This is a genomic window from Streptomyces sp. NPDC042336 (genome assembly GCF_055581985.1).
The window spans coordinates 180,106-199,341 of the sequence record NZ_JBVJEA010000011.1 but is presented as its reverse complement, the minus strand read 5'-3'; the positions used below and the strand labels follow the sequence as shown (position 1 = coordinate 199,341).

Below are 19,236 nucleotides of genomic sequence, written 5' to 3'. Positions count from 1 at the left end.
CGGGCGTCAGCCCGTCCGGGCGCCGACGCGTCGGGTGAGGCGGTCCATGCGGGCGCGGGCGGACTGCAGTTCCTCGGCGTCGTCGGCGGCCGGGCCGTCCTCGGCGGCGAGTTCGTCCCACAGGCCGACCAGGTCGTCCCCCAGCTCCAGGCCCCGTGCGGGGTCGCGTACGGCACGCCAGGCGGTGGCCGCGCTCTGGACGTTGCCGTACGCGGCCTCGGCGTCGCCCGAGCGCCGGTGTATCCGGGCCAGGTCGAGGGAGAGCCGGAAGGCACGGTCCGGGTCGCCCGACAAGTAGGCGATGTACGCGGTGAGTTCACGGAGCCGGAGTACCTCAGGGTGCTCCGGCCCCAGCGTGCGCGAGGCCTCCGTCACCGTCTCCTCCGCCAGCCGTGCCGCGTCCTGTGTACGCCCCTCCTTGACGGCCTCGTTGATGCGGACCGTCGGCTCCGCGAGCAGGGCGGGCGCGGTGGCGTCGCCGGGCGCCGTGAGCGGTGCGTCCCCGAGCACGGCCTCGGCAACGGCGTCGAAGCCGCGGGCCGGCGTGGGCTTGGGGTCGGGGTCGGAGTACGGGTCGGGGCGGGGGCCGAGGTCGGGGGCGGTTTCCCGCTTGGGGGCCCCTGCCGGCTCAGGGGCGGAGGTGGTGGCGGGTGCCGGTTCGGGGATCGAGGCGGGGATCGGTTCGGGTGCGGGAGTCGGCTCCGGTGCGGTGGCGAACGGGCCGGGCACCGACCACGTCCCCGCGTCCTGCGAGGCGCGGGTCGTGGCAGCGGCGTCCATGCTGGGCGGCGGTCCGAACTCACCCGTCGGCGGTGCCACCGTGCCGGGAGGCGTCCCCCCGGCCGGTTCCGGCAGGGCGCGCAGCGTGAACGTCGGCACGCTGTCCCGCACCGGCGCCACCGAGCGCAGGACCCGCGTGTGCCGGTCCTGCCGTACGGGTGCTTCCGCGGATGCCTCCACCACCTCCACGGTTGCTTCCGCGGGTGCCGCCGCCGGTGTCTGCTCGGGTGCCGTCGGCACCGGTTCCGCCGCGAGGTGGCTGGAACCGTCCGGATCGACCCGGAGGGGGACGGAGTAGCCGACGCGACGGTCGTGAATCGTGGCGAGGACGGGGCGACCGGCGGCGAGGGCGAGGCGGTGGAGGCGGTTCAGCACGGCGTTCTGGATCTCCTCGCCCGGGGCCGCGACGACCGGTGCCCCGTCGACCGTGGCAACACGTGCGCCGGAGTCGCCCTCCGGCACGTGGACGTCGATCGGCGTCGCCGCGGGATCGGGCGAGCCCTCGGCGCGCTCGTGCTCCCGCTGCTTGTCGCGGCCGAGTCGAGACATCGTTCCCCCACTCATCGGCGGCTTCCGTCGGCGGTTCCCGTTTCCTGCCGTCCAGAGCCTGTCATGCCTGTCGTGCACCTACCGTCGAGTCTCTCCGCTGACTCCCGATTCTGGCGTCACCGGGGTGTCACAGGCTCGTTCCAGGAGGTCACGCCGGGCGGTGGCCGCGCATGCATGACGAGTATCGATGCGTGTGCATATAATGCGTACGCAGGTTACCGTCTATCGCCGAACGACCTTGGGGTCATCATGACGCGCCGCTTCCTCTTCCTGCCGGGCAGCACCCGCCCCGACGGCAACACCGAGTTGCTCGCCCGCCGCGCTGCCGAGCAGTTGCCCGCGGGCGTCGAGCAGCACTGGATCGACCTGGCCCGGCACCCCTTGCCGGAGTTCGAGGACCTGCGGCACGACAGCGACCACACGCGCCCCACGGAGGGCAACGCGCGCCTGCTGCTCGACGCGACCCTCGCCGCCACGGACATCGTGATCGCCTCACCGCTGTACTGGTACACGCTGTCCACACCGGTCAAGCGCTACCTCGACCACTGGTCCGGCTGGCTGCGCACCCCTGGCCTCGACTTCAAGGCGACCCTGGCCGGCCGCACCCTGTGGGGCGTCACCGCGCTCGCCCACGAGGAGCGGGAGGTCGCGGACCCGCTGATCGGCGCACTGCACCACTCAGCGGCCTACATGGGCATGCGCTTCGGCGGGGTGCTGCTCGGCAACGGCAGCAAGCCCGGTGACGTCCTGCGGGACACGGAGGCGCTGGCCCGCGCCAAGACCTTCTTCGCCCGTCAGGCGCCGTTCGCCCGCTTCCCGTACGAGGAGGCGGACGCCGGCGCTACGCGGTGATGTCCTTCGTCGTGAACCGGGCCCAGGCCGCGGAGCCGAAGACCGCCGCGTACAGGGCCTGGAGGCCGAGGTTCTTCACCAGGTCGTCCCAGTAGACCGGTTCGCGCATCACGTCGGCGAAGGAGAGCCAGTAGTGCGAGAAGAAGTACGGCTGGAGGGCGTCGAGCTGCGGGATCTGGTCGAGGATCTGGACGGTGATCAGCAGGCCGACCGTGGTGGCCATCGCCGCGATGCCGCTGCCCGTCAGGGTGGAGACGAACAGCCCCAGGGCCGCGATGCCGACGAGTGAGGCGGCCACGACCAGGGCGATCAACAGCGCCCGGCCCAGCCCCTCGGCGTAGGTGATGCGGGTGCCGGAGATGGTGACCAGGTCACCGACCGGGAACAGCAGCGCGCCGACCGCGAGCGCCGAGACCGCGACCACCAGGGTGGCGGCGAGGCAGAAGGCGATCACCGTCGCGTACTTGGTGAGCAGCAGCCGGGAGCGCCCGGCCGGGGCGACCAGGAGGTAGCGGAGCGTGCCCGCGCTCGACTCGCCCGCGATCGCGTCGCCCGCGACGACGCCGATGGCCATCGGCAGGAAGAACGGGAGGGTCGCGGCGAGCGCGGTGAAGACCAGGAACAGCCCGTTGTTGCTGATCTGCGAGATGAACGCCGGCCCCTCGCCGCCGCCACCCCCGCCGAGCGAGGACCCGTCGCTCGTCTCGATCCTCACGGCGATGCCCACCAGGACCGGCACGGCCGCGAGCACGGCCAGCAGGGCGAGCGTCCGCCAGCGCCGGAAGACGGTCAGCAGCTCGCTGCGGAGCAGTCCGAGGGACCACAGCGGACTCGGTGCCCGCGCCGCACCCCGGCCCGGCACCACGTCCGGCGCCGCCGCCTCGGTCGGCCCCACCCCGGCCTCCCCCACCGGTTCGCCGTGCACGTCAGCCCGCGACATCGAAGCCCTCCCCGGTCAGCGCCACGAACGCGTCCTCCAGCGAGGCCCGCTCCAGCACGAAGCCCCGGACCCGGACCCGGGCCGCGACCAGCGCCTCGTTCACCTCGGCGAGGTCGCGCTCCGGCGGCTCCGCCGTCACCCGCTCCCCGTCGACGACCACGTCCGCGGCCCCCTGCTCCTTCAGCACCCGGGCTGCGTCCCCAGCGTCCGGCGTCGTCACCACCAGGCGTCCGCGCGCCCCGGCCGCCAGGTCGGCGACCGCGCCCTGGGTGATCAACCGCCCCTGCGCCATCACGGCTGCGTGCGTGCACACCTGCTCGATCTCGTCCAGCAGGTGGGAGGAGAGGAAGACGGTGGTGCCGTCCGAGGCCAGTTCGCGTACGAGGGTGCGGATCTCGCGCATGCCCTGGGGGTCGAGTCCGTTGGTCGGTTCGTCCAGGACGAGCAGTCGGCGCGGCTGGAGCAGCGCCGCGGCGAGACCCAGCCGCTGCTTCATGCCGAGCGAGTACGCCTTCGCCTTCTTGCCGCCGGCGGCCGCGAGGCCCACCCGGTCCAGCGCCGCGGCGACGCGCCGGCGCCGGGTGCGCGGGTCGGCGGTCGGGTCGGCGGCGTCGTAGCGCAGCAGGTTGTCGCGCCCGGAGAGGAAGCCGTACAGGGCCGGACCCTCGATGAGGGCGCCGACCCGGGGCAGTACGGCGCGGGACGCGCGCGGCATGGGCCGGCCGAGGACCCGGACGCTGCCCGAGGTGGGTTCGATCAGGCCCATCAGCATGCGGATGGTGGTGGTCTTGCCCGAGCCGTTCGGGCCGAGGAAGCCGAAGACGCTGCCCGCCGGGACGGTCAGGTCCAGACCGTCGACGGCGAGCTGTCCGCCGCGGTAGCGCTTGGTGAGCCCGCGGGTGGCGATGACGGCGTCATCGGCGCGGTCCCGGTCCGGGCGCTCCGGCTCCGTGGCGGACGCTTCGGCCATCGGCTCCCTCTCTTCGTCCTCTTCGCCGTCCGGCTGGGGATGCTGGGCGGGTCCTGCTTCTGCTACTTCGCGGCGTCGGCCGCCTTCACCAGCGCGTCCTTGGTGACCGCGCCGGCGTAGACCTTGCCGTCGTCCGTGATCAGCGCGTTGACCAGGCGGGTCTTGAAGACCGTGCCCGAGCCGAAGTCGCCCTTGACCTGGTCTCCGAAGGAGCCGAGGAAGCCGCCGAGGGCCCCGAGGTCGCCGCCCGTGGAGCCCGTGGGCAGGCCGCCCCCGGCGCCGGTGTCGAAGGCGGCGATCGAGTTCCAGCCCTCGCCGATGACCTTGAGGCCGTCCAGCTCCTTGGCCAGGCCGCCCTCGGCCTCGCGTCCGCGCTCCGGGGTCTTGGCCCGCTCGCCGGTCTCGTCGGCCTCGGTGACCTTGGCTCCCTCGGGCGGCGTGAAGTCGAACGTCGACGCGTCCGGCTTCGCGAAGCTGACCTTGGTGAAGCCCACGTCCACGACGGCGGCGCCGCCGCTCGCCGGGGTCAGGGTGAACTTCAGCGGGGTGCCGGTCTCGGCGTCCACGGCCACGGTGATCGCACCGATCGTGGAACCGCCCTGCTTGGGCTCGACGACCAAGCGGTAGGCGTCCCGGCCGGCCACCTGGGCGGTGCCGCCGACGGTCACCGACGTGGTGTCGTCGACCGCCTTGAGCGCCTGGTCGGCGAAGTCCTTCGGGGTGGCCGGCACGTCCTTGCCCGGCACGTCCTTGCCCGGCCGCTCGGCGCCGTCGGCGGCGGTGGAGTGGTAGACCTCGTTGGACCGGCTGTCGTAGCCCCAGACGTCCTTGCCGTTGTGGATCAGGCTGTACTCGGCGGCGTTCTCCAGCAGGGAGAGCTTCTGCCGGTCGGGGCCGTCGGCCGCGACGCGCAGCGTGTGACTGCCGGACACCAGCTCGGTGAGCTTGGCCGAGGGGTCGGCGGCGGAGCCCTCGCCGTCCTCGCCGGAGCCCGGACCACCGGACATTCCGGACATCAGGCCGCTCTCCAGTCCGCCGAGGTCCGGCAGTCCCAGGTCGGTGTTGATGCGCACCGTGCCGGACAGCTGCTGGACGTCCGACTTGGCGATCTTCTCTATGAGCTGCTCCGCCGTGACCTTCGGCAGGTCGGGGTCGCCGGAGTCGGCGAGCGCGGGGACGAGCCCGATCGTCGCGGCCGCCACCCCCATCACCGCGACCGGGACGACGTACCGCGCGGCCTTGCGCCGTCCGGCCCGCAGCTCCTCGCCCTCCCCGGCGGTCGTGTTGTCGTCGGAATCGATCGGTGCCATGTGTGCCCTACCTCCGTCGTCGGCGGCGGCTGTCTCGCGACCTCGCACTCGTTCACCCGTGAGCCGCCATTCTCACCCGAATCGGTGAGGATTGGTGTTTTTCCGTGGTGTCCATCTGACCAAATCACCGGAGCACAAGCGTCAGACCGCGGGCTCAACTCCGCCTACTCCTGCGGGATGACACGCAGGGGTGCCGACTCCCCCGGCCCGTAGGGGGCGGTGTACGCCAATCGACAGCGCCGCCCGGCAGCGGACGGTCGCGTGCGTGACACACATCACGGATGGCGGCACGCGACGGACGACGGGCAGGCGACGGGCGACGGACCACACGCGACGGGCGACACACCCGACGACCGACCGGACGACGGACCGACCGGACGACGGACGACACGCGACGGCCGGCGCACGCCGGGCCGCCGGGCGGTCAGCCGGCCCGGTGGACCACCGCGTCGCACAGCTCGATCAGCGCGGCCTTGGCGTCGCACTCCCGCAGCGGAGCCAGCGCGGCCCGGGCGTCCTTGGCGTACCGGACGGTGTCCCGGCGGGCCTGCTCCAGCGCGGGGTGGGCGCGCAGCAGGCGCAGCGCCTCGGCGTGCCGCGCGTCGTCGCTCAGGTCGGAGTCGAGCAGCTCGCACAGCGCGATGTCCTCGGCGAGCCCCAGCCGGGCCGCCCGCTCGCGCAGCCGCAGTACCGGCAGCGTGGGAATGCCCTCGCGCAGGTCCGTGCCGGGCGTCTTGCCGGACTCGTCGGAGTCGGAGGCGATGTCCAGGACGTCGTCCGCGAGCTGGAAGGCGACGCCGAGCCGCTCGCCGTACTGGGTCAGCACGTCCACCACCGTCTCGTCGGCGCCGGACATCATCGCGCCGAACCGGCAGGAGACCGCCACCAGCGAGCCCGTCTTGCCGCCCAGTACGTCCAGGTAGTGGTCGACCGGGTCGCGGCCGTCCTGCGGGCCGGCCGTCTCCAGGATCTGACCGGTGACCAGCCGCTCGAACGCGAGGGCCTGGACGCGGACCGCCTCGGGGCCGAGGTCGGCGAGGATCTGCGAGGCGCGGGCGAACAGGAAGTCGCCGGTGAGGACCGCGACCGAGTTGCCCCAGCGGGTGTTCGCGCTGGGCACCCCGCGGCGCACGGCGGCCTCGTCCATCACGTCGTCGTGGTACAGCGTGGCGAGGTGGGTCAGCTCCACGACCACGGCCGAGGGCACGATCCCGGGGGCGTAGGGGTCGCCGAACTGGGCCGAGAGCATCACCAGCAGCGGCCGGAACCGTTTCCCGCCGGCCCGCACCAGGTGCTGGGCGGCCTCCGTGATGAACGGCACCTCGCTTTTGGTTGCCTCAAGCAACCCTTCCTCGACAGCAACCAATCCGGCCTGGACATCGGCTTCCAGAGCCTGGTCCCGCACGCTCAGCCCGAACGGCCCGACGACGGTCACGAGGGGTCTCCTGTCTGCTGGTGTCTACTGGCGATTACCTGGTTTGTCGATAGGTCGCTGCCACCACTCAAGTCAGCGTATCCGGTCACCTTTCGATCACCGCTAGCGCCCACCGTTACAGGCTGGTCGGTATCGGATCATGAACGGTATGTTTTTGATCAGGTGATATGAGCAGATTTTGATTGATAGCGCCAGAGGGATGAGCCGGACCGGGAGCGCGAACGAGCCGGAAGCCGCCACCGAAGATCCCACCACCCCTCCCAACGGCCCGCACTTCGAGAACGTCACCCGATCGACCCACGCGCCCGAGGCGGTCCGCACCGGTCCACACGCACTCGCGCCGGTCCGCGCCCACCCTCCCGGCAGGCGCGAAAGGCACCTCCGCGGCCACCCACTCCCCACCCCGCTTCCCTCCACCCGCGACTCGACACCCGAAGCCGTCGCCACCCGTGGCCGGTTGACGCATGGTTGAGATGAATGCCCGTTTTGCCATGCTTGTTGAGGCCAGTGAGTTGGCTCACTCCGAACCGCCCACAGGCAACCCCTTCCGAACCTGTGCCCTCCCTTTGCCCCGCAAGCCAGTTGAGGCTTGGCAACAGCAAAGGATCAAGAGCCTCAAATGCCTCAGACCAAGGTCAACAGGCACGTGGGGTGATTCCTGCACTTGTTCCGAACATGTGCTCTCGCATACGTTCCCGGCCTGTCGGGTGGACGCCGAATCCTGCCACCGCCCGTCGCACAGTCATCCACCCAACAAACTCGCAGGCAGGAGCGGGGGACCCAAGGTAAGTCGCCGCACCGGTCACCACCGGAGCGGCTAGGGGTGAAGCCGTACCCGTCAGGGCACGGCCGGGCACCTCCCCGCCCGAACCCGACAGCTCACCTCGTAGGCGTAAGGAGAGGGACACTGCATGTCTGCCAACGGTCAGAACCGTCACGCCCGCACCAGCCGCCTCGCCCGCAAGCTCGCCGTGGCCGGCACCGGTGCCGCGGTGCTCGCGCTGCCGCTCATCGGCGCCGCCACCGCCTCCGCGGCCACCCCGGCCACCCCGGCCGCCGCCACGACCGCCACCACGGCGGCCACGACGTACCCGGACAACCTCGACGGCTGGATCCGTGAGTCGCTCGACATCATGGCCCAGCACGGCATCCCCGGGACCTACGAGGGCATTCACCGCAACATCATGCGGGAGTCCTCCGGCAACCCGCTCGCCATCAACAACTGGGACATCAACGCCGTCAACGGCACCCCGTCCAAGGGCCTGCTCCAGGTGATCGACCCGACCTTCCAGGCGTACCACGTGCCCGGCACCTCATGGGACCCGTACGACCCGGTCGCCAACATCACCGCCGCCTGCAACTACGCGGCCGACCGCTACGGCTCGATGGACAACGTCTTCAGCGCGTACTGAGCCGTACCCGCGTGGTGGCGCACCCACCGGTGACGCGGCCATGGTGACGCAGCCCTCGGTGGCGCGCTGAGCGGTGGCGCAGCCCTCGGTGGCGCACCGAGCGGTGGCGCGCTGAGCGGTGGCGCGTCACGAAGTACCGAAGATCCGCTCGAGGACGACGGCCACGCCGTCGTCCTCGTTCGTCGTGGTGACCTCGTCGGCCACCGCCTTGAGTTCGGGGTGGGCGCCGGCCATGGCGACGCCGTGGGCCGCCCAGTGGAACATCGGGATGTCGTTGGGCATGTCCCCGAAGGCGATCGTCCGCCGCCGCTCCAGGCCGAGGTGCTCGGCGGCCAGCGCCAGGCCGGTCGCCTTGGTGATGCCGCACGGCTGCAGCTCCACCGTGCCGGGCCCCGACATGGTGACCGTCGCGAGGGAACCGACCACCGCGCGCGCCGTCGCCGCCAGTTCGTCGTCGGTCAGCTCGGGGTGGCGCAGCAGCACCTTGCTGATCGGCCTGGACCACAGCTGCTCACGCCGCCCGACGCGCACCGCGGGCAGCGTCGGGTGGGGCATCAGGTAGCCCGGCTCGATGAGCGTCAGCCCGTCGACGCCGTCCTGGTCGACGGCGGCATGCACCTGACCCACCTCGGCCTCGATCTTGCCGAGCGCGGTCTCGGCCAGCTCCCGGTCCAGGGTGACCGACCAGAGCATCCGGTGCGCCCCGGCGTCGTACACCTGCGCGCCCTGCCCGCACACCGCGAGTCCCGTGCAGCCGAGCCGGTCGAGCAGGGGGCGCACCCGGGGCGCCGGCCGCCCCGTCACCACCAGGTGCCGGGCACCCGCCCCGGCGACCCGCGCCAGCGCGGCCAGCGACCGGTCGGAGACGGTGTCGCCGCCTCGGAGCAGCGTGCCGTCCAGGTCGGTGGCGACGAGTGAATATGCGGTGCGGTCCATGATCAGAGAATACGGACACCGCACCCGTCCGACTCACCCGTGACCGCTTCCGAACGAGGGCGTAGCGAGTGCGTTCGGACCGGAACGAGGATGCACGAGGGCGTCCGTTCGTGCCCGAAACCTGACACATCATCGGCTAAAGCCGCTTCAGGGCCTCTGCACCGGTTGGCGACGACATGGCCCGGCGCCCGTCTTCCGGGCGGTCCCGGAGGTGCCTTCCGTCTGTTCAGGGGAAGGTGACCGGGGGCCGCTCGAACGGCGGACGCAGACGTGTGCCGCCACCTTCCGCCGCACTGCCCAAGACCGGCATGTCAGCCGTAACGTGTGGCCCGACCAGCACAGCGCAGACACGGCGCACATGGCGAGCACGAAAGCGAGGCAGCACCCGATGCCCCCCTTCGATGTCCCCGAGGGCGACCCCTTCGGCCCGCACAACCTTCCGTACGGCGTGTTCTCGATCCCCGGCTCGCGCGAGCGGACGGTGGGCGTCCGGCTCGGCGACCACGTCCTCGACGCGGGCGCGGCGGCCCACGCGCTGGGATCGCCGTACGCGTCCCTGCTCGCCCGGCCCACCCTCAACCCGCTGCTGGCGGCCGGGCGCACGGCGTGGTCGGACGTGCGGCGGGCGCTGACGGCGTGGGTGACCGTCCCCTCCCACCGCGAGGTCCTGGAGCCGCTCTTCCATCCGCTGGCGTCGGTGACCCTGCACCTGCCCTTCGAGGTCGCCGACTACGTCGACTTCTACGCCTCCGAGAACCACGCCCGCAACGTCGGCCGGATCTTCCGCCCCGACGCCGCCGACTCCCTCACCCCGAACTGGAAGCACCTGCCGATCGGCTACCACGGCCGCTCCGGCACGGTCGTCGTGTCCGGCACGGACGTCGTACGCCCCTCCGGGCAGCGCAAGGCGCCGGCCGACGCCGCTCCCGTCTTCGGCCCGTCCGTCCGCCTCGACATCGAGGCCGAGGTCGGCTTCGTGGTGGGCGTGCCCTCCGAGCCGGGCACTCCGGTGGCGCTCGGCGACTTCCGCGGGCACGTCTTCGGGCTCTGCCTGCTCAACGACTGGTCCGCGCGGGACGTCCAGGCCTGGGAGTACGTGCCCCTCGGCCCGTTCCTCGGCAAGTCCTTCGCCACGTCGGTCTCGGCGTGGATCACGCCGCTGGACGCCCTGGACGAGGCCCGGGTGGCGCCGCCCGAGCGCACCCACGAGCTGCTGCCCTACCTGGACGACACGCACGACGACCAGGACGGCCCCGGCGGCTACGACCTGCGGATCTCCGTCGCCGTCAACGGCCACGTCGTCTCCGAGCCGCCGTTCTCCACCATGTACTGGACGGCCGCCCAGCAGCTGGCCCACATGACGGTCAACGGCGCCTCGCTGCGCACCGGCGACCTCTACGGCTCGGGCACGGTGAGCGGGCCGGCCGAGCGGGAGCGGGGGTCGCTGCTCGAACTGACCTGGAACGGCCGCGACCCGCTGGAACTCCCCGACGGCAAGCGGACGTTCCTGGAGGACGGGGACGTGGTGACCCTCTCGGCCTGGGCCCCGGGGCCGAACGGGGTCCGGGTCGGGCTGGGCGAGGTGACCGGGCGGGTGGTCGGGCGGGACGTCTGACCGGGCGCGGGGGAGGCCCGATGGCGCGCGCGGCGAGTGCGGTGGCGCGCGCGGCGAGCACGGTGGCGCGCGCGGCGAGCACGGTGGCGCGTGCGGCCCGGAGGTTCCCTGCGACCGGTTGGCTGGGGCACGAATTCCGGAACCGGTGCCCGCCGACACCTGACTCGCACCGCCCGACCCCGTCATACTGGCGTCGGGCGGTGCGCGCGCACGGCACGGCCCGGCGCAGCCCCAGCACCGCCCTGTACAGCCAGAGCCGCCCATCCTTCGACCAGGATCCGGAGCCAGTGGCATGACCGTCTGCCTGCTCCTGCTGTTCGTCGTCGCCGTGACCGCCGCGGTGCCGGTGCCGCGCGCGCTGACCCGTTCGGCGTGGCCCGAGCGGGACCCGGTGGTCGGGCTGTGGGTGTGGCAGTGCCTGGTCGCCACCGTGCTGCTGTGCTGTCTGACGGCTCTCGTCCTCGGTGCCACGGCCGTCTTCGGGACCGTCCGCACCCAGCTCTTCGCACCGGCGCCGCCCGCGGTGACCGCGGCGTACAACCTCTCCGCCGGTCCGGTCTGGGCGGCCGTCCTCACCCTGCTGCTGGCGGCCGGTGCCGCCTGGACGACCGCGATGCTCGTGCGCGAACTCGTCGAGGCCCGCCGCCGGCGCGCCCGGTCCCGCGCCCATCTGCGCGAGCGCGCCCCCGACCTGCCCGCCGGACTCCCCGCCGCCCGCGGGCCCCTGCTGGTACTGGAGGACGAGTACCCGGACGCCTGGTGGATGCCCGGCAGCCCGCCGCAGCTGATCGTCACCACCGGTGCCCTGCACCGCCTCACCGACCATCAGCTGGACGCCGTGCTCACCCACGAGCGCGGCCACGCCCGGGCCCGCCACGACTGGCTGCTGCATCTGTCGACCGCCCTGGCCACCGGATTCCCGAGCGTCCCGCTCTTCGCCCACTTCTGCGACCAGACCCACCGCCTGGTCGAACTCTCGGCCGACGACACCGCCTCCCGGCGCTGCGGCCACCTGACCACCGCGCTGGCCCTGATCGAGCTGAACCAGCACCGCGGCGTCCTGTCCTGCGCCTCCAGCCACCGCCTCCTCGGCGAACGGGTCGACCGCCTCCTGGAGCCCCGGCCCCGCCTGCCCCGCCGCCATCGCGCCCTGACCACGGCGACCGCCGCCCTGGTCCCTCTCCTCCCCCTCCTGATCACCTTCGCTCCGGGCCTGACGGCCTTGACATAGCCGCGGCCATCCGGCTGCGGGCAGTCGCCACGGCGCCCGGCTGCAAGCGGGGATGCGTGAACCCCCACGCCCCGCGCCGTGCGGACCCCGGTGGCGGATCTCCTCCGTTCCCAGGAGAAACCCCCAGCTCACCCCCGCAACCGGCGGAGCCCCAGGTGGCGCAACATTCCCGCAACACCACTAATCCCACCGGATAGGTATGGTTCCAGCCATGCCGCCCACCGACCGCATCCGAGACCACGCCGGCCAGGGTGCGACCACCGTCGCCGCCCACCGCACGCGGCGCCGGTTGCGCGCCGACCGGGCCCGTCAACTGGCCGACCTGCTCCGCCGTCAGCTGCTCGACGACGCCTTCCCCGACGGCACCCTCCCGCACGAGGACACCCTCGCCGCCGACTACGACACCACCCGCAACACCGTCCGCCAGGCGCTCGACCTGCTGCGCGCCGAAGGGCTCGTGGCCCGCCAGCCCGGCATCGGCACGGTGGTCGTGGCCCGCAAGTACGCCCACGGACTGGACCGCCTGATGGGCCTCGCGGAGACCCTGCACGAACACGGCCGCGTCACCAACGAGGTCCGCACCACCGTCCCCGTCCCGGCCCCCGCACCGGTCGCCGAACGCCTCCGCGTCCCACCCGGCGCCGACGTCCTCTACATCGAACGCCTGCGCCGTCTCAACGGCGTCCCCCTTTCCCTGGACCTCACCTACCTCCCCCTCGACATCGGGACCGCCCTGCTCGGCGCGGACCTGGAGAACACCGACGTGTTCCGGCTCCTGGAGTCCGTCACCGGCAAGCCGCTCGGCCACGCCGAGATCACCCTGGAGGCCGTCACCGCCGACGCGCACTCCGCCGCCGTACTGGAGGCACCGCGCGGCACGGCGGTCCTCATGCTGGAACGGCTCACCCACCTCGCCGACGGCCGCCCGGTCGACCTGGAGTTCGTCCGCTTCCGCGGCGACCGCATCGCCATGAGCGGCCTGCTGCACCGGTCCCTGTGACCCGCTGAACCCCCTTTTCGCGCACCCTCCCTGGAGACAGCCATGCCCTTGGCGCCCCAGCGGGCCGACGTGCCCGTGACCATCGACGAGTCGAAGTGCATCGAAGGCTGCACGCTCTGCGTGGACATGTGCCCGCTGGACTCCCTCGCCATCGACGAGCGCAACGGCAAGGCGTACATGCACGTCGACGAGTGCTGGTACTGCGGCCCGTGCGCCGCCCGCTGCCCCACCGGGGCGGTCACGGTCAACATGCCCTACCTGCTCCGGTGAGAGGCCGACTCCCATGAAGGCGAAACGCACCGCACTCCCCGCCGCCGCGGCCGCCGTGGCCCTGCTCCTCTCCCTCACCGCCTGCGGCGGAGACGCCTCCGCCGACGGGGACGGCTCCACGGTCACCGTGACGGTCGGCTACCAGTCCAGGACGATCAACACGGTCACCGCCGGCACCCTCCTGCGCTCCCTCGGCTACTTCGAGAAACAGCTCAACTCCCTCGGCGACGGCGTCACCTACAAGGTCGACTGGCAGGACTACGCGACCGGCGCGCCCATCACCGCCCAGATGACCGCGGGGAAGATCGACATCGGCTCGATGGGCGACTTCCCCCTGCTCATCAACGCGGCCCGCGGCAAGCAGCTCGGCAAGCCGACCCGCCTGGTCTCGGTCACCGGCTACAACCTCCGCGGCGGCCTCAACACCATCGTCGTCCCACCCGGTTCCTCTCTCACCTCCCTGAAGGACCTCAAGGGCAGGAAGGTCTCGACGAGCGTCGGCTCGGCCGCCGACGGGACCCTCGTACGCGCCCTGCAACGCGCCGGTCTCGATCCCGCCGAGGACATCGAGAAGCTCAACCAGCAGCCCGCCGTGGGCGCCTCGGCCCTGGACGCGGGAAGCGCGGACGCCCTGTCGCAGTTCGTCGCCTGGCCCGGCCTGCTCGCGCACCAGGGCAAGGCCAAGGCTCTGTACGACGGGGCGCAGCTGAACCTGCCCACCTTCCACGGGGTCACCGCCGTCGAGGACTTCGCGAAGAAGCGCCCCGCCGTGCTGGAGGCGTTCCTGAAGGCCCAGACGCAGGCGACCGACTATCTGGACGCGCATCCCGTGGCCGCCGCCGAGAAGGTCGCGAAGGCCACCGGCCTGCCCGCCGAGACCGTCTACCTCTACAACGGCGCCCAGGGCATCGCCACCTTCGACCCGGCGATCAAGCCGCAGCTCGTCGCAGCCCTGAAGGAGGACGTCTCGGTCCTCAAGGACGCGAAACTCACCGGCGACGTGGACGTGGACGCCTTCGTCGACGACCAGTACGTGAAGAAGGCGCTCGGACCGGCCGAGTACGCCGAGCGGCTCGCCGCCACGCCCCCGGAACCGGCCGGCGAGGTCTGGCCCAAGGGCGCGCGGAAGACGCTCTCCTTCTCCTCCCCCACCGCGCTGCTGCGGCACGTGGCCGGACACCGCGACGAGGTCCGTGCCGCCTACGTCCCCGACACCACCACCGGCACCCTGTGGTTCGCCGACCAGGCGGTGTGGGTGGCCGACGGCGGTGACCTGCTGCCCTTCGTCGCCCCGGAGACCGCGCGGGCATACGTCGCCGGGCACGGCGGAGCGCGCGTCGTCCCGTACGCCGAGGCACTGGAGCGGGCGTCGTGAAGCGCTCCGCCCGGTACGCGCTGCGAATCGCCTCGCTCGCCGCCGCCCTGGGGCTGTGGCAGCTGGTGACAAGCCAGGACATCGACCTGTGGCTGCGCTTCTCGCAGTTCCCCACCGTCACCGACGTGGCCCACACCTTCGCCGACCGGCTGGCGGGGCCCGACTACTGGACCGACCTCACCGACAGCCTGACCCGCATCCTCACCGGCTTCCTGCTCGCCGCAGTCCTGGGCGTGGCCACGGGCGTGCTGGTGGCCCGCTCGCGGCTGGCCGAGGACCTGCTCGGCCCGGTCCTCGAAGTGATCCGGCCCATTCCCGCCATCGCCCTCGTCCCGGTGGCGATCCTCCTCTTCCCCTCCAACGAGCAGGGCATCGTCTTCATCACCTGCGCCGCCGCCTTCTTCCCCGTCCTGGTCTCCACCCGGCACGCGGTGCGCGCACTGACCCCCGTGTGGGAGGAGGCGGTCCGCACCATGGGCGGCGGCCGGTGGCGGATCCTCGGCTCGGTGGTCCTGCCGGGCGCGCTGCCCGGCGTCTTCGGTGGTCTGTCGGTCGGCATCGGCGTCTCGTGGATCTGTGTGATCTCCGCCGAGATGATCTCCGGTCAATACGGCGTGGGATACCGCACCTGGCAGGACTACACGGTGATCGACTACCCGGGCGTCTTCGTCGGCATGGTCACCATCGGTGTGCTCGGCTGGCTGACCTCCACGGCCGTGGAACTGCTGGGCCGCCGCCTGACCCGCTGGCTGCCGCGCACGGCGTACGCCCCCGCCACCCGTCCGAACCCCGCGCGGCCCGGCGCGGCGGCGGCGCCCGCCCGCGCCGCCGTACCCGAGGACACCCGCGCCCACCCCGAGGAGGCACGCGATGAGCACCTCGTCCGAGACTGAGACCGGGACCACCGGGACCGGCGCCGGGACCGGGTCCACTGAGACCGGTGCTGGGGCCGGGACTGGTGCCGGGGCCGGGACTGGTGCCGGGGCTGGGATCGGGGCTCGGGTCGGGACCGGTGCCGGGGCCCGTCCGTCGGCCGGCGCCGGGACGTCGCCCCGCGGCACCCGGCTCACGCTGCGCGACGCCATCCTCGGACGCCCGGACGCCGCCGCGGTGAGCGGTGTGGACGTCGACGTCTCCCGCGGCGAGATCCTCACCGTGGTCGGGCCCTCGGGCTGCGGCAAGTCGACGCTGCTGCGCACGCTGGCCGGTCTGCTGCCGCCGCTGGCCGGGACGGCGGAGCAGGACGGGCGCCCCGTGGACGGCCCGGGCGCGGACCGGGCACTGGTCTTCCAGGAGGACGCCCTCCTGCCCTGGCGCACCCTGCGCGCCAACGTCGAACTCCCCCTCGCCATCCAGGGCCTGCCCCGCACCGAACGCCGGCGACAGGCGACGGCCTGGCTGGAGCGGGTCGGCCTCGCCGCGCAGGCCGGGCAACTGCCGCACCGTGTCTCCGGGGGACAGCGCCAGCGCGCCCAGCTGGCCCGTGCGCTGGCCGGACGTCCCCGCGCCGTCCTGATGGACGAACCCTTCGGCGCCCTCGACGCCCAGACCCGCGCCGGCATGCAGGACCTGCTGGTGGAGGTACTGCACGGCACGGGAGCCACGGTCGTCTTCGTCACCCACGACGTGGACGAGGCCCTGTTCCTCGGAGACCGCGTCGCCCTGCTCGGCGCCGGCCGCCTGATCGCCGTACGCGACGTGCCCCGCCCCCGGGACCGCACCGCGCACGACGACCCGGCCCGCGTGGCGCTGCGGCGCGACGTCCTGACATCCCTCGGCACCTGAAAGGCCACCTGGTGGAGATCCCCGCCCTCACCGACGCCGAAGAACTCACCTGCGACGTCCTCGTCATCGGCGGCGGTACCGCCGGCACCATGGCCGCGCTGACCGCCGCCGAACACGGTGCGGACGTACTGCTGCTGGAGAAGGCCCACGTCCGCCACTCCGGCGCCCTCGCCATGGGCATGGACGGCGTCAACAACGCCGTCGTCCCCGGCCGCGCCGAACCCGACGACTACGTCGCCGAGATCACCCGCGCCAACGACGGCATCGTCGACCAGTCGACCGTCCGCCAGACCGCCACCCGCGGCTTCGCGATGGTCCAGCGGCTGGAGTCGTACGGCGTGAAGTTCGAGAAGGACGAGCACGGCGACTACGCGGTCCGCCAGGTGCACCGCTCCGGTTCCTACGTGCTGCCGATGCCGGAGGGCAAGGACGTCAAGAAGGTCCTGTACCGGCAGCTGCGGCGGCGCGAGATGCGCGAGCGGATCCGCATCGAGAACCGCGTGATGCCGGTGCGGGTCCTGACGGCGGAGGGGCGGGCGGTGGGCGCGGCGGGCTTCAACACCCGCACGGGGCGGTTCGTGACCGTCCGCGCGGGTGCCGTGATCCTCGCGACCGGTGCCGCGGGCCGGCTCGGTCTGCCCGCCTCCGGCTACCTCTACGGCACCTACGAGAACCCCACCAACGCCGGTGACGGCTACGCCATGGCCTATCACGCGGGCGCCGAACTGACCGGCATCGAGTGCTTCCAGATCAACCCGCTGATCAAGGACTACAACGGTCCCGCCTGCGCCTACGTCGCCAACCCCTTCGGCGGTTACCAGGTCAACCGGCACGGCGAGCGCTTCGTCGACTCCGACTACTGGTCGGGCCAGATGATGGCCGAGTTCGCGGCGGAGGTCGCCAGCGACCGAGGTCCGGTGTATCTGAAGCTCAGCCACCTCCCCGAGGAGTCGGTCTCCGCGCTGGAGTCCATCCTGCACTCCACCGAACGGCCGACCCGCGGCACCTTCCACGCGGGCCGCGGGCACGACTACCGCACCCACGACGTCGAGATGCACATCTCCGAGATCGGTCTGTGCGGTGGCCACTCCGCCTCGGGCGTCCGGGTCGACGACCACGCCCGCACCACCGTCCCCCGCCTCTACGCGGCCGGTGACCTGGCCTGCGTACCGCACAACTACATGATCGGCGCGTTCGTCTTCGGCGACTTGGCGGGCGCGGACGCCGCCCGGTACACGGCCTACGCGGGCGAACTGCCGCCCGAGCAGCTGCGCGAGGCGCACGAGCTGGTCTACCGCCCGCTGCGCAACCCCGACGGCCCGCCGCAGCCCCAGGTCGAGTACAAGCTGCGGCGCTTCGTCAACGACTACGTGGCACCGCCGAAATCCGGCGCCCGGCTGTCGCTCGCCCTGGAGTCCTTCGAGCGGATGCGCACGGACATCGCGGCGATGGGCGCCCGCACCCCGCACGAGCTGATGCGCTGCGCCGAGGTCACCTTCATCCGCGACTGCGCGGAGATGGCCGCCAGGGCATCCCTGGCCCGCACGGAGTCCCGCTGGGGCCTCTACCACGAGCGCGTCGACATCCCCGAGCGCGACGACGCGGCCTGGTTCCACCACCTCGATCTGCACAAGTCCCCCTCCGGTGCGATGGAGTTCACGGCTCGTCCCGTGGCTCCCTACCTGGTGCCGATCGACGAGTTCACGCCGGTCGGCGGTCCTTCCCGGCACCTCGGCGAGGTGCACCCGGAACAGGTGGCGACGGCCGGGGCCCGCGATGCCGCGCCCCGCGCCACCGGGGTCCCCCCCACGGCCACCGCGGTCACCGCGACCGCCGAGCCGGGCGCCGCCGGTTCCCCCAGGCTGCTGGAACTGCTCGCCCTGGCCGAGAGCGAGCCCGACCTCGGCGCCCTCCGCCCGTACCTGTCCGACCTCGAACCGGGCGTCCGGCGTACGGCGGTCACCGTGCTCACCGAGACGGTCCCGGCCGGTACCGGTCCGGCGCTCGCCGCCGCTCTGTCCGATCCCGACGGCGAGGTGCGCTCCGCCGCGGCCGCGTCCCTGCGTGAACTGGCCGAGACGCTGACGCCCGAACCCGCCCTGGGCGAGCCCCTCGCCGAAGCACTGGCCCAGACCGACCCGGTCGTCCGCGCCACCGCCCTCGACCTGCTGCGCATCCTGCGGCTGGGCGACGCCGGCACGTTCGCCGCGGCCCTCGGCGACCCCGAGGTCCCGGTGCGCATCGAGGCGGTGCGCGGGCTGGTCTCGCTGGACGACGCGGAGTCGCTCTCCCCGGCCGCCGACGACTCGTCCCGCGAGGTGCGGGTCGCGGTCGCCAAGGCGCTGGGGACGCTGCGGGCGGCTCCCCGCACCGGCGGTGCCCTCGACCGGCTCACCGAGGACCCCGACGTCCTGGTCCGCGGCGCCGCCCTCGCGGCCCTGGCGGACACGGGCTGCCCCGCCCCGCTGGCGGCCCGTGCGGTCACCGCGCTGTCCGACCCGGCCTGGCAGGTGCGGGCGGGTGCGGCCACCGCGCTGTCCGCCGCCGACTCCCGCCGTGCGGTCCCCGTCCTCGCCAAGGCCCTCGCCGACCGGAACGCCGACGTCCGCAAGGCGGCCGTCCTCGCCCTGACCCGGCACACGGCCACCACCGAGGACGCCCGTACGGCGCTCGCGACCGTCACCGGTGACACAGACGCCGACGTCAGGGCGTACGCGACCCGGGCGTTGTGACGCCGCGGACGGACACAGGGACCTGGACCCGGGAGGACTGGTCC

Annotated in this window: 16 protein-coding genes and 1 riboswitch; of the genes, 10 read left to right on the top strand and 6 right to left on the bottom strand. The window is 72.8% G+C overall.

The window, feature by feature from the left end:
• Positions 1-6: 6 nt before the first annotated feature.
• Positions 7-1,329, bottom strand: a complete 1,323-nt coding sequence (locus ACZ6IM_RS24235; RefSeq protein ID WP_469558981.1) for a tetratricopeptide repeat protein — start codon at positions 1,327-1,329, stop codon at positions 7-9.
• A 249-nt stretch (positions 1,330-1,578) separates the two neighbouring features.
• Here ACZ6IM_RS24235 and ACZ6IM_RS24230 point away from each other — a divergent pair, with 249 nt between their 5' ends.
• Positions 1,579-2,181: a flavodoxin family protein gene (locus ACZ6IM_RS24230; RefSeq protein ID WP_052839483.1), complete on the top strand. Its 603-nt coding sequence runs from the start codon at positions 1,579-1,581 to the stop codon at positions 2,179-2,181.
• On the opposite strand, the gene ACZ6IM_RS24225 is transcribed toward ACZ6IM_RS24230, so the two are convergent.
• The 4 genes from ACZ6IM_RS24225 to ACZ6IM_RS24210 all read right to left on the bottom strand — a co-directional run bounded on the left by ACZ6IM_RS24225 (position 2,171) and on the right by ACZ6IM_RS24210 (position 6,836).
• The gene (locus ACZ6IM_RS24225) at positions 2,171-3,121 is read right to left on the bottom strand and encodes an ABC transporter permease (protein WP_469558977.1); all 951 of its coding nucleotides are present in this window, start codon (positions 3,119-3,121) and stop codon (positions 2,171-2,173) included. The two genes, ACZ6IM_RS24230 and ACZ6IM_RS24225, sit on opposite strands and share 11 nt — an antisense overlap.
• Positions 3,108-4,091 carry an ABC transporter ATP-binding protein gene (locus tag ACZ6IM_RS24220; RefSeq protein WP_052839482.1) on the bottom strand — a complete coding sequence of 328 codons (984 nt, stop codon included), beginning with the start codon at positions 4,089-4,091 and terminating at the stop codon, positions 3,108-3,110. The genes ACZ6IM_RS24225 and ACZ6IM_RS24220 overlap by 14 nt, the downstream gene beginning before the upstream one ends.
• Before the next feature lie 62 nt (positions 4,092-4,153).
• Positions 4,154-5,401, bottom strand: a complete 1,248-nt coding sequence (locus tag ACZ6IM_RS24215) for a LolA family protein (RefSeq protein WP_469558974.1) — start codon at positions 5,399-5,401, stop codon at positions 4,154-4,156.
• Between the two features lie 424 nt (positions 5,402-5,825).
• Positions 5,826-6,836: a polyprenyl synthetase family protein gene (locus tag ACZ6IM_RS24210; protein ID WP_052839480.1), complete on the bottom strand. Its 1,011-nt coding sequence runs from the start codon at positions 6,834-6,836 to the stop codon at positions 5,826-5,828.
• A gap of 737 nt (positions 6,837-7,573) precedes the next feature.
• Positions 7,574-7,743: riboswitch (cyclic di-AMP (ydaO/yuaA leader) on the top strand.
• Between the two features lie 4 nt (positions 7,744-7,747).
• Here ACZ6IM_RS24210 and ACZ6IM_RS24205 point away from each other — a divergent pair.
• Positions 7,748-8,248 (top strand): transglycosylase SLT domain-containing protein, encoded by a 501-nt coding sequence (locus tag ACZ6IM_RS24205; protein WP_469558971.1) that lies wholly within the window; start codon positions 7,748-7,750, stop codon positions 8,246-8,248.
• Positions 8,249-8,374: 126 nt separating this feature from the next.
• Here the strand turns inward: ACZ6IM_RS24205 and ACZ6IM_RS24200 are convergent, their stop codons facing one another.
• On the bottom strand, positions 8,375-9,184 hold the full coding sequence (locus tag ACZ6IM_RS24200; protein WP_469558968.1) for an HAD family hydrolase: 810 nt from the start codon (positions 9,182-9,184) through the stop codon (positions 8,375-8,377).
• Between the two features lie 388 nt (positions 9,185-9,572).
• On the opposite strand from ACZ6IM_RS24200, the gene fahA reads away from it, so the two are divergent.
• The 8 genes from fahA (at position 9,573) to ACZ6IM_RS24160 (ending at position 19,192) form a co-directional block, all read left to right on the top strand.
• On the top strand, positions 9,573-10,799 hold the full coding sequence (gene fahA / locus ACZ6IM_RS24195; protein ID WP_469558965.1) for a fumarylacetoacetase: 1,227 nt from the start codon (positions 9,573-9,575) through the stop codon (positions 10,797-10,799).
• Positions 10,800-11,091: 292 nt separating this feature from the next.
• Positions 11,092-12,030: a M56 family metallopeptidase gene (locus ACZ6IM_RS24190; protein ID WP_052839476.1), complete on the top strand. Its 939-nt coding sequence runs from the start codon at positions 11,092-11,094 to the stop codon at positions 12,028-12,030.
• A gap of 211 nt (positions 12,031-12,241) precedes the next feature.
• Positions 12,242-13,030: a GntR family transcriptional regulator gene (locus tag ACZ6IM_RS24185; protein WP_469558962.1), complete on the top strand. Its 789-nt coding sequence runs from the start codon at positions 12,242-12,244 to the stop codon at positions 13,028-13,030.
• Positions 13,031-13,072: 42 nt separating this feature from the next.
• A complete protein-coding gene (locus ACZ6IM_RS24180; protein ID WP_030145386.1) occupies positions 13,073-13,300 on the top strand; it encodes a 4Fe-4S dicluster domain-containing protein in 228 nt (75 codons plus the stop codon).
• A gap of 13 nt (positions 13,301-13,313) precedes the next feature.
• On the top strand, positions 13,314-14,675 hold the full coding sequence (locus ACZ6IM_RS24175) for an ABC transporter substrate-binding protein (RefSeq protein WP_052839474.1): 1,362 nt from the start codon (positions 13,314-13,316) through the stop codon (positions 14,673-14,675).
• Positions 14,672-15,568 (top strand): ABC transporter permease, encoded by an 897-nt coding sequence (locus ACZ6IM_RS24170; RefSeq protein WP_469558957.1) that lies wholly within the window; start codon positions 14,672-14,674, stop codon positions 15,566-15,568. The genes ACZ6IM_RS24175 and ACZ6IM_RS24170 overlap by 4 nt, the downstream gene beginning before the upstream one ends.
• Complete coding sequence (locus ACZ6IM_RS24165; protein ID WP_469558954.1) at positions 15,546-16,460, top strand: ABC transporter ATP-binding protein; 915 nt, start codon at positions 15,546-15,548, stop codon at positions 16,458-16,460. The genes ACZ6IM_RS24170 and ACZ6IM_RS24165 overlap by 23 nt, the downstream gene beginning before the upstream one ends.
• Positions 16,461-16,471: 11 nt before the next feature.
• A complete protein-coding gene (locus ACZ6IM_RS24160) occupies positions 16,472-19,192 on the top strand; it encodes a fumarate reductase/succinate dehydrogenase flavoprotein subunit (protein ID WP_469558951.1) in 2,721 nt (906 codons plus the stop codon).
• Positions 19,193-19,236: the final 44 nt, after the last annotated feature.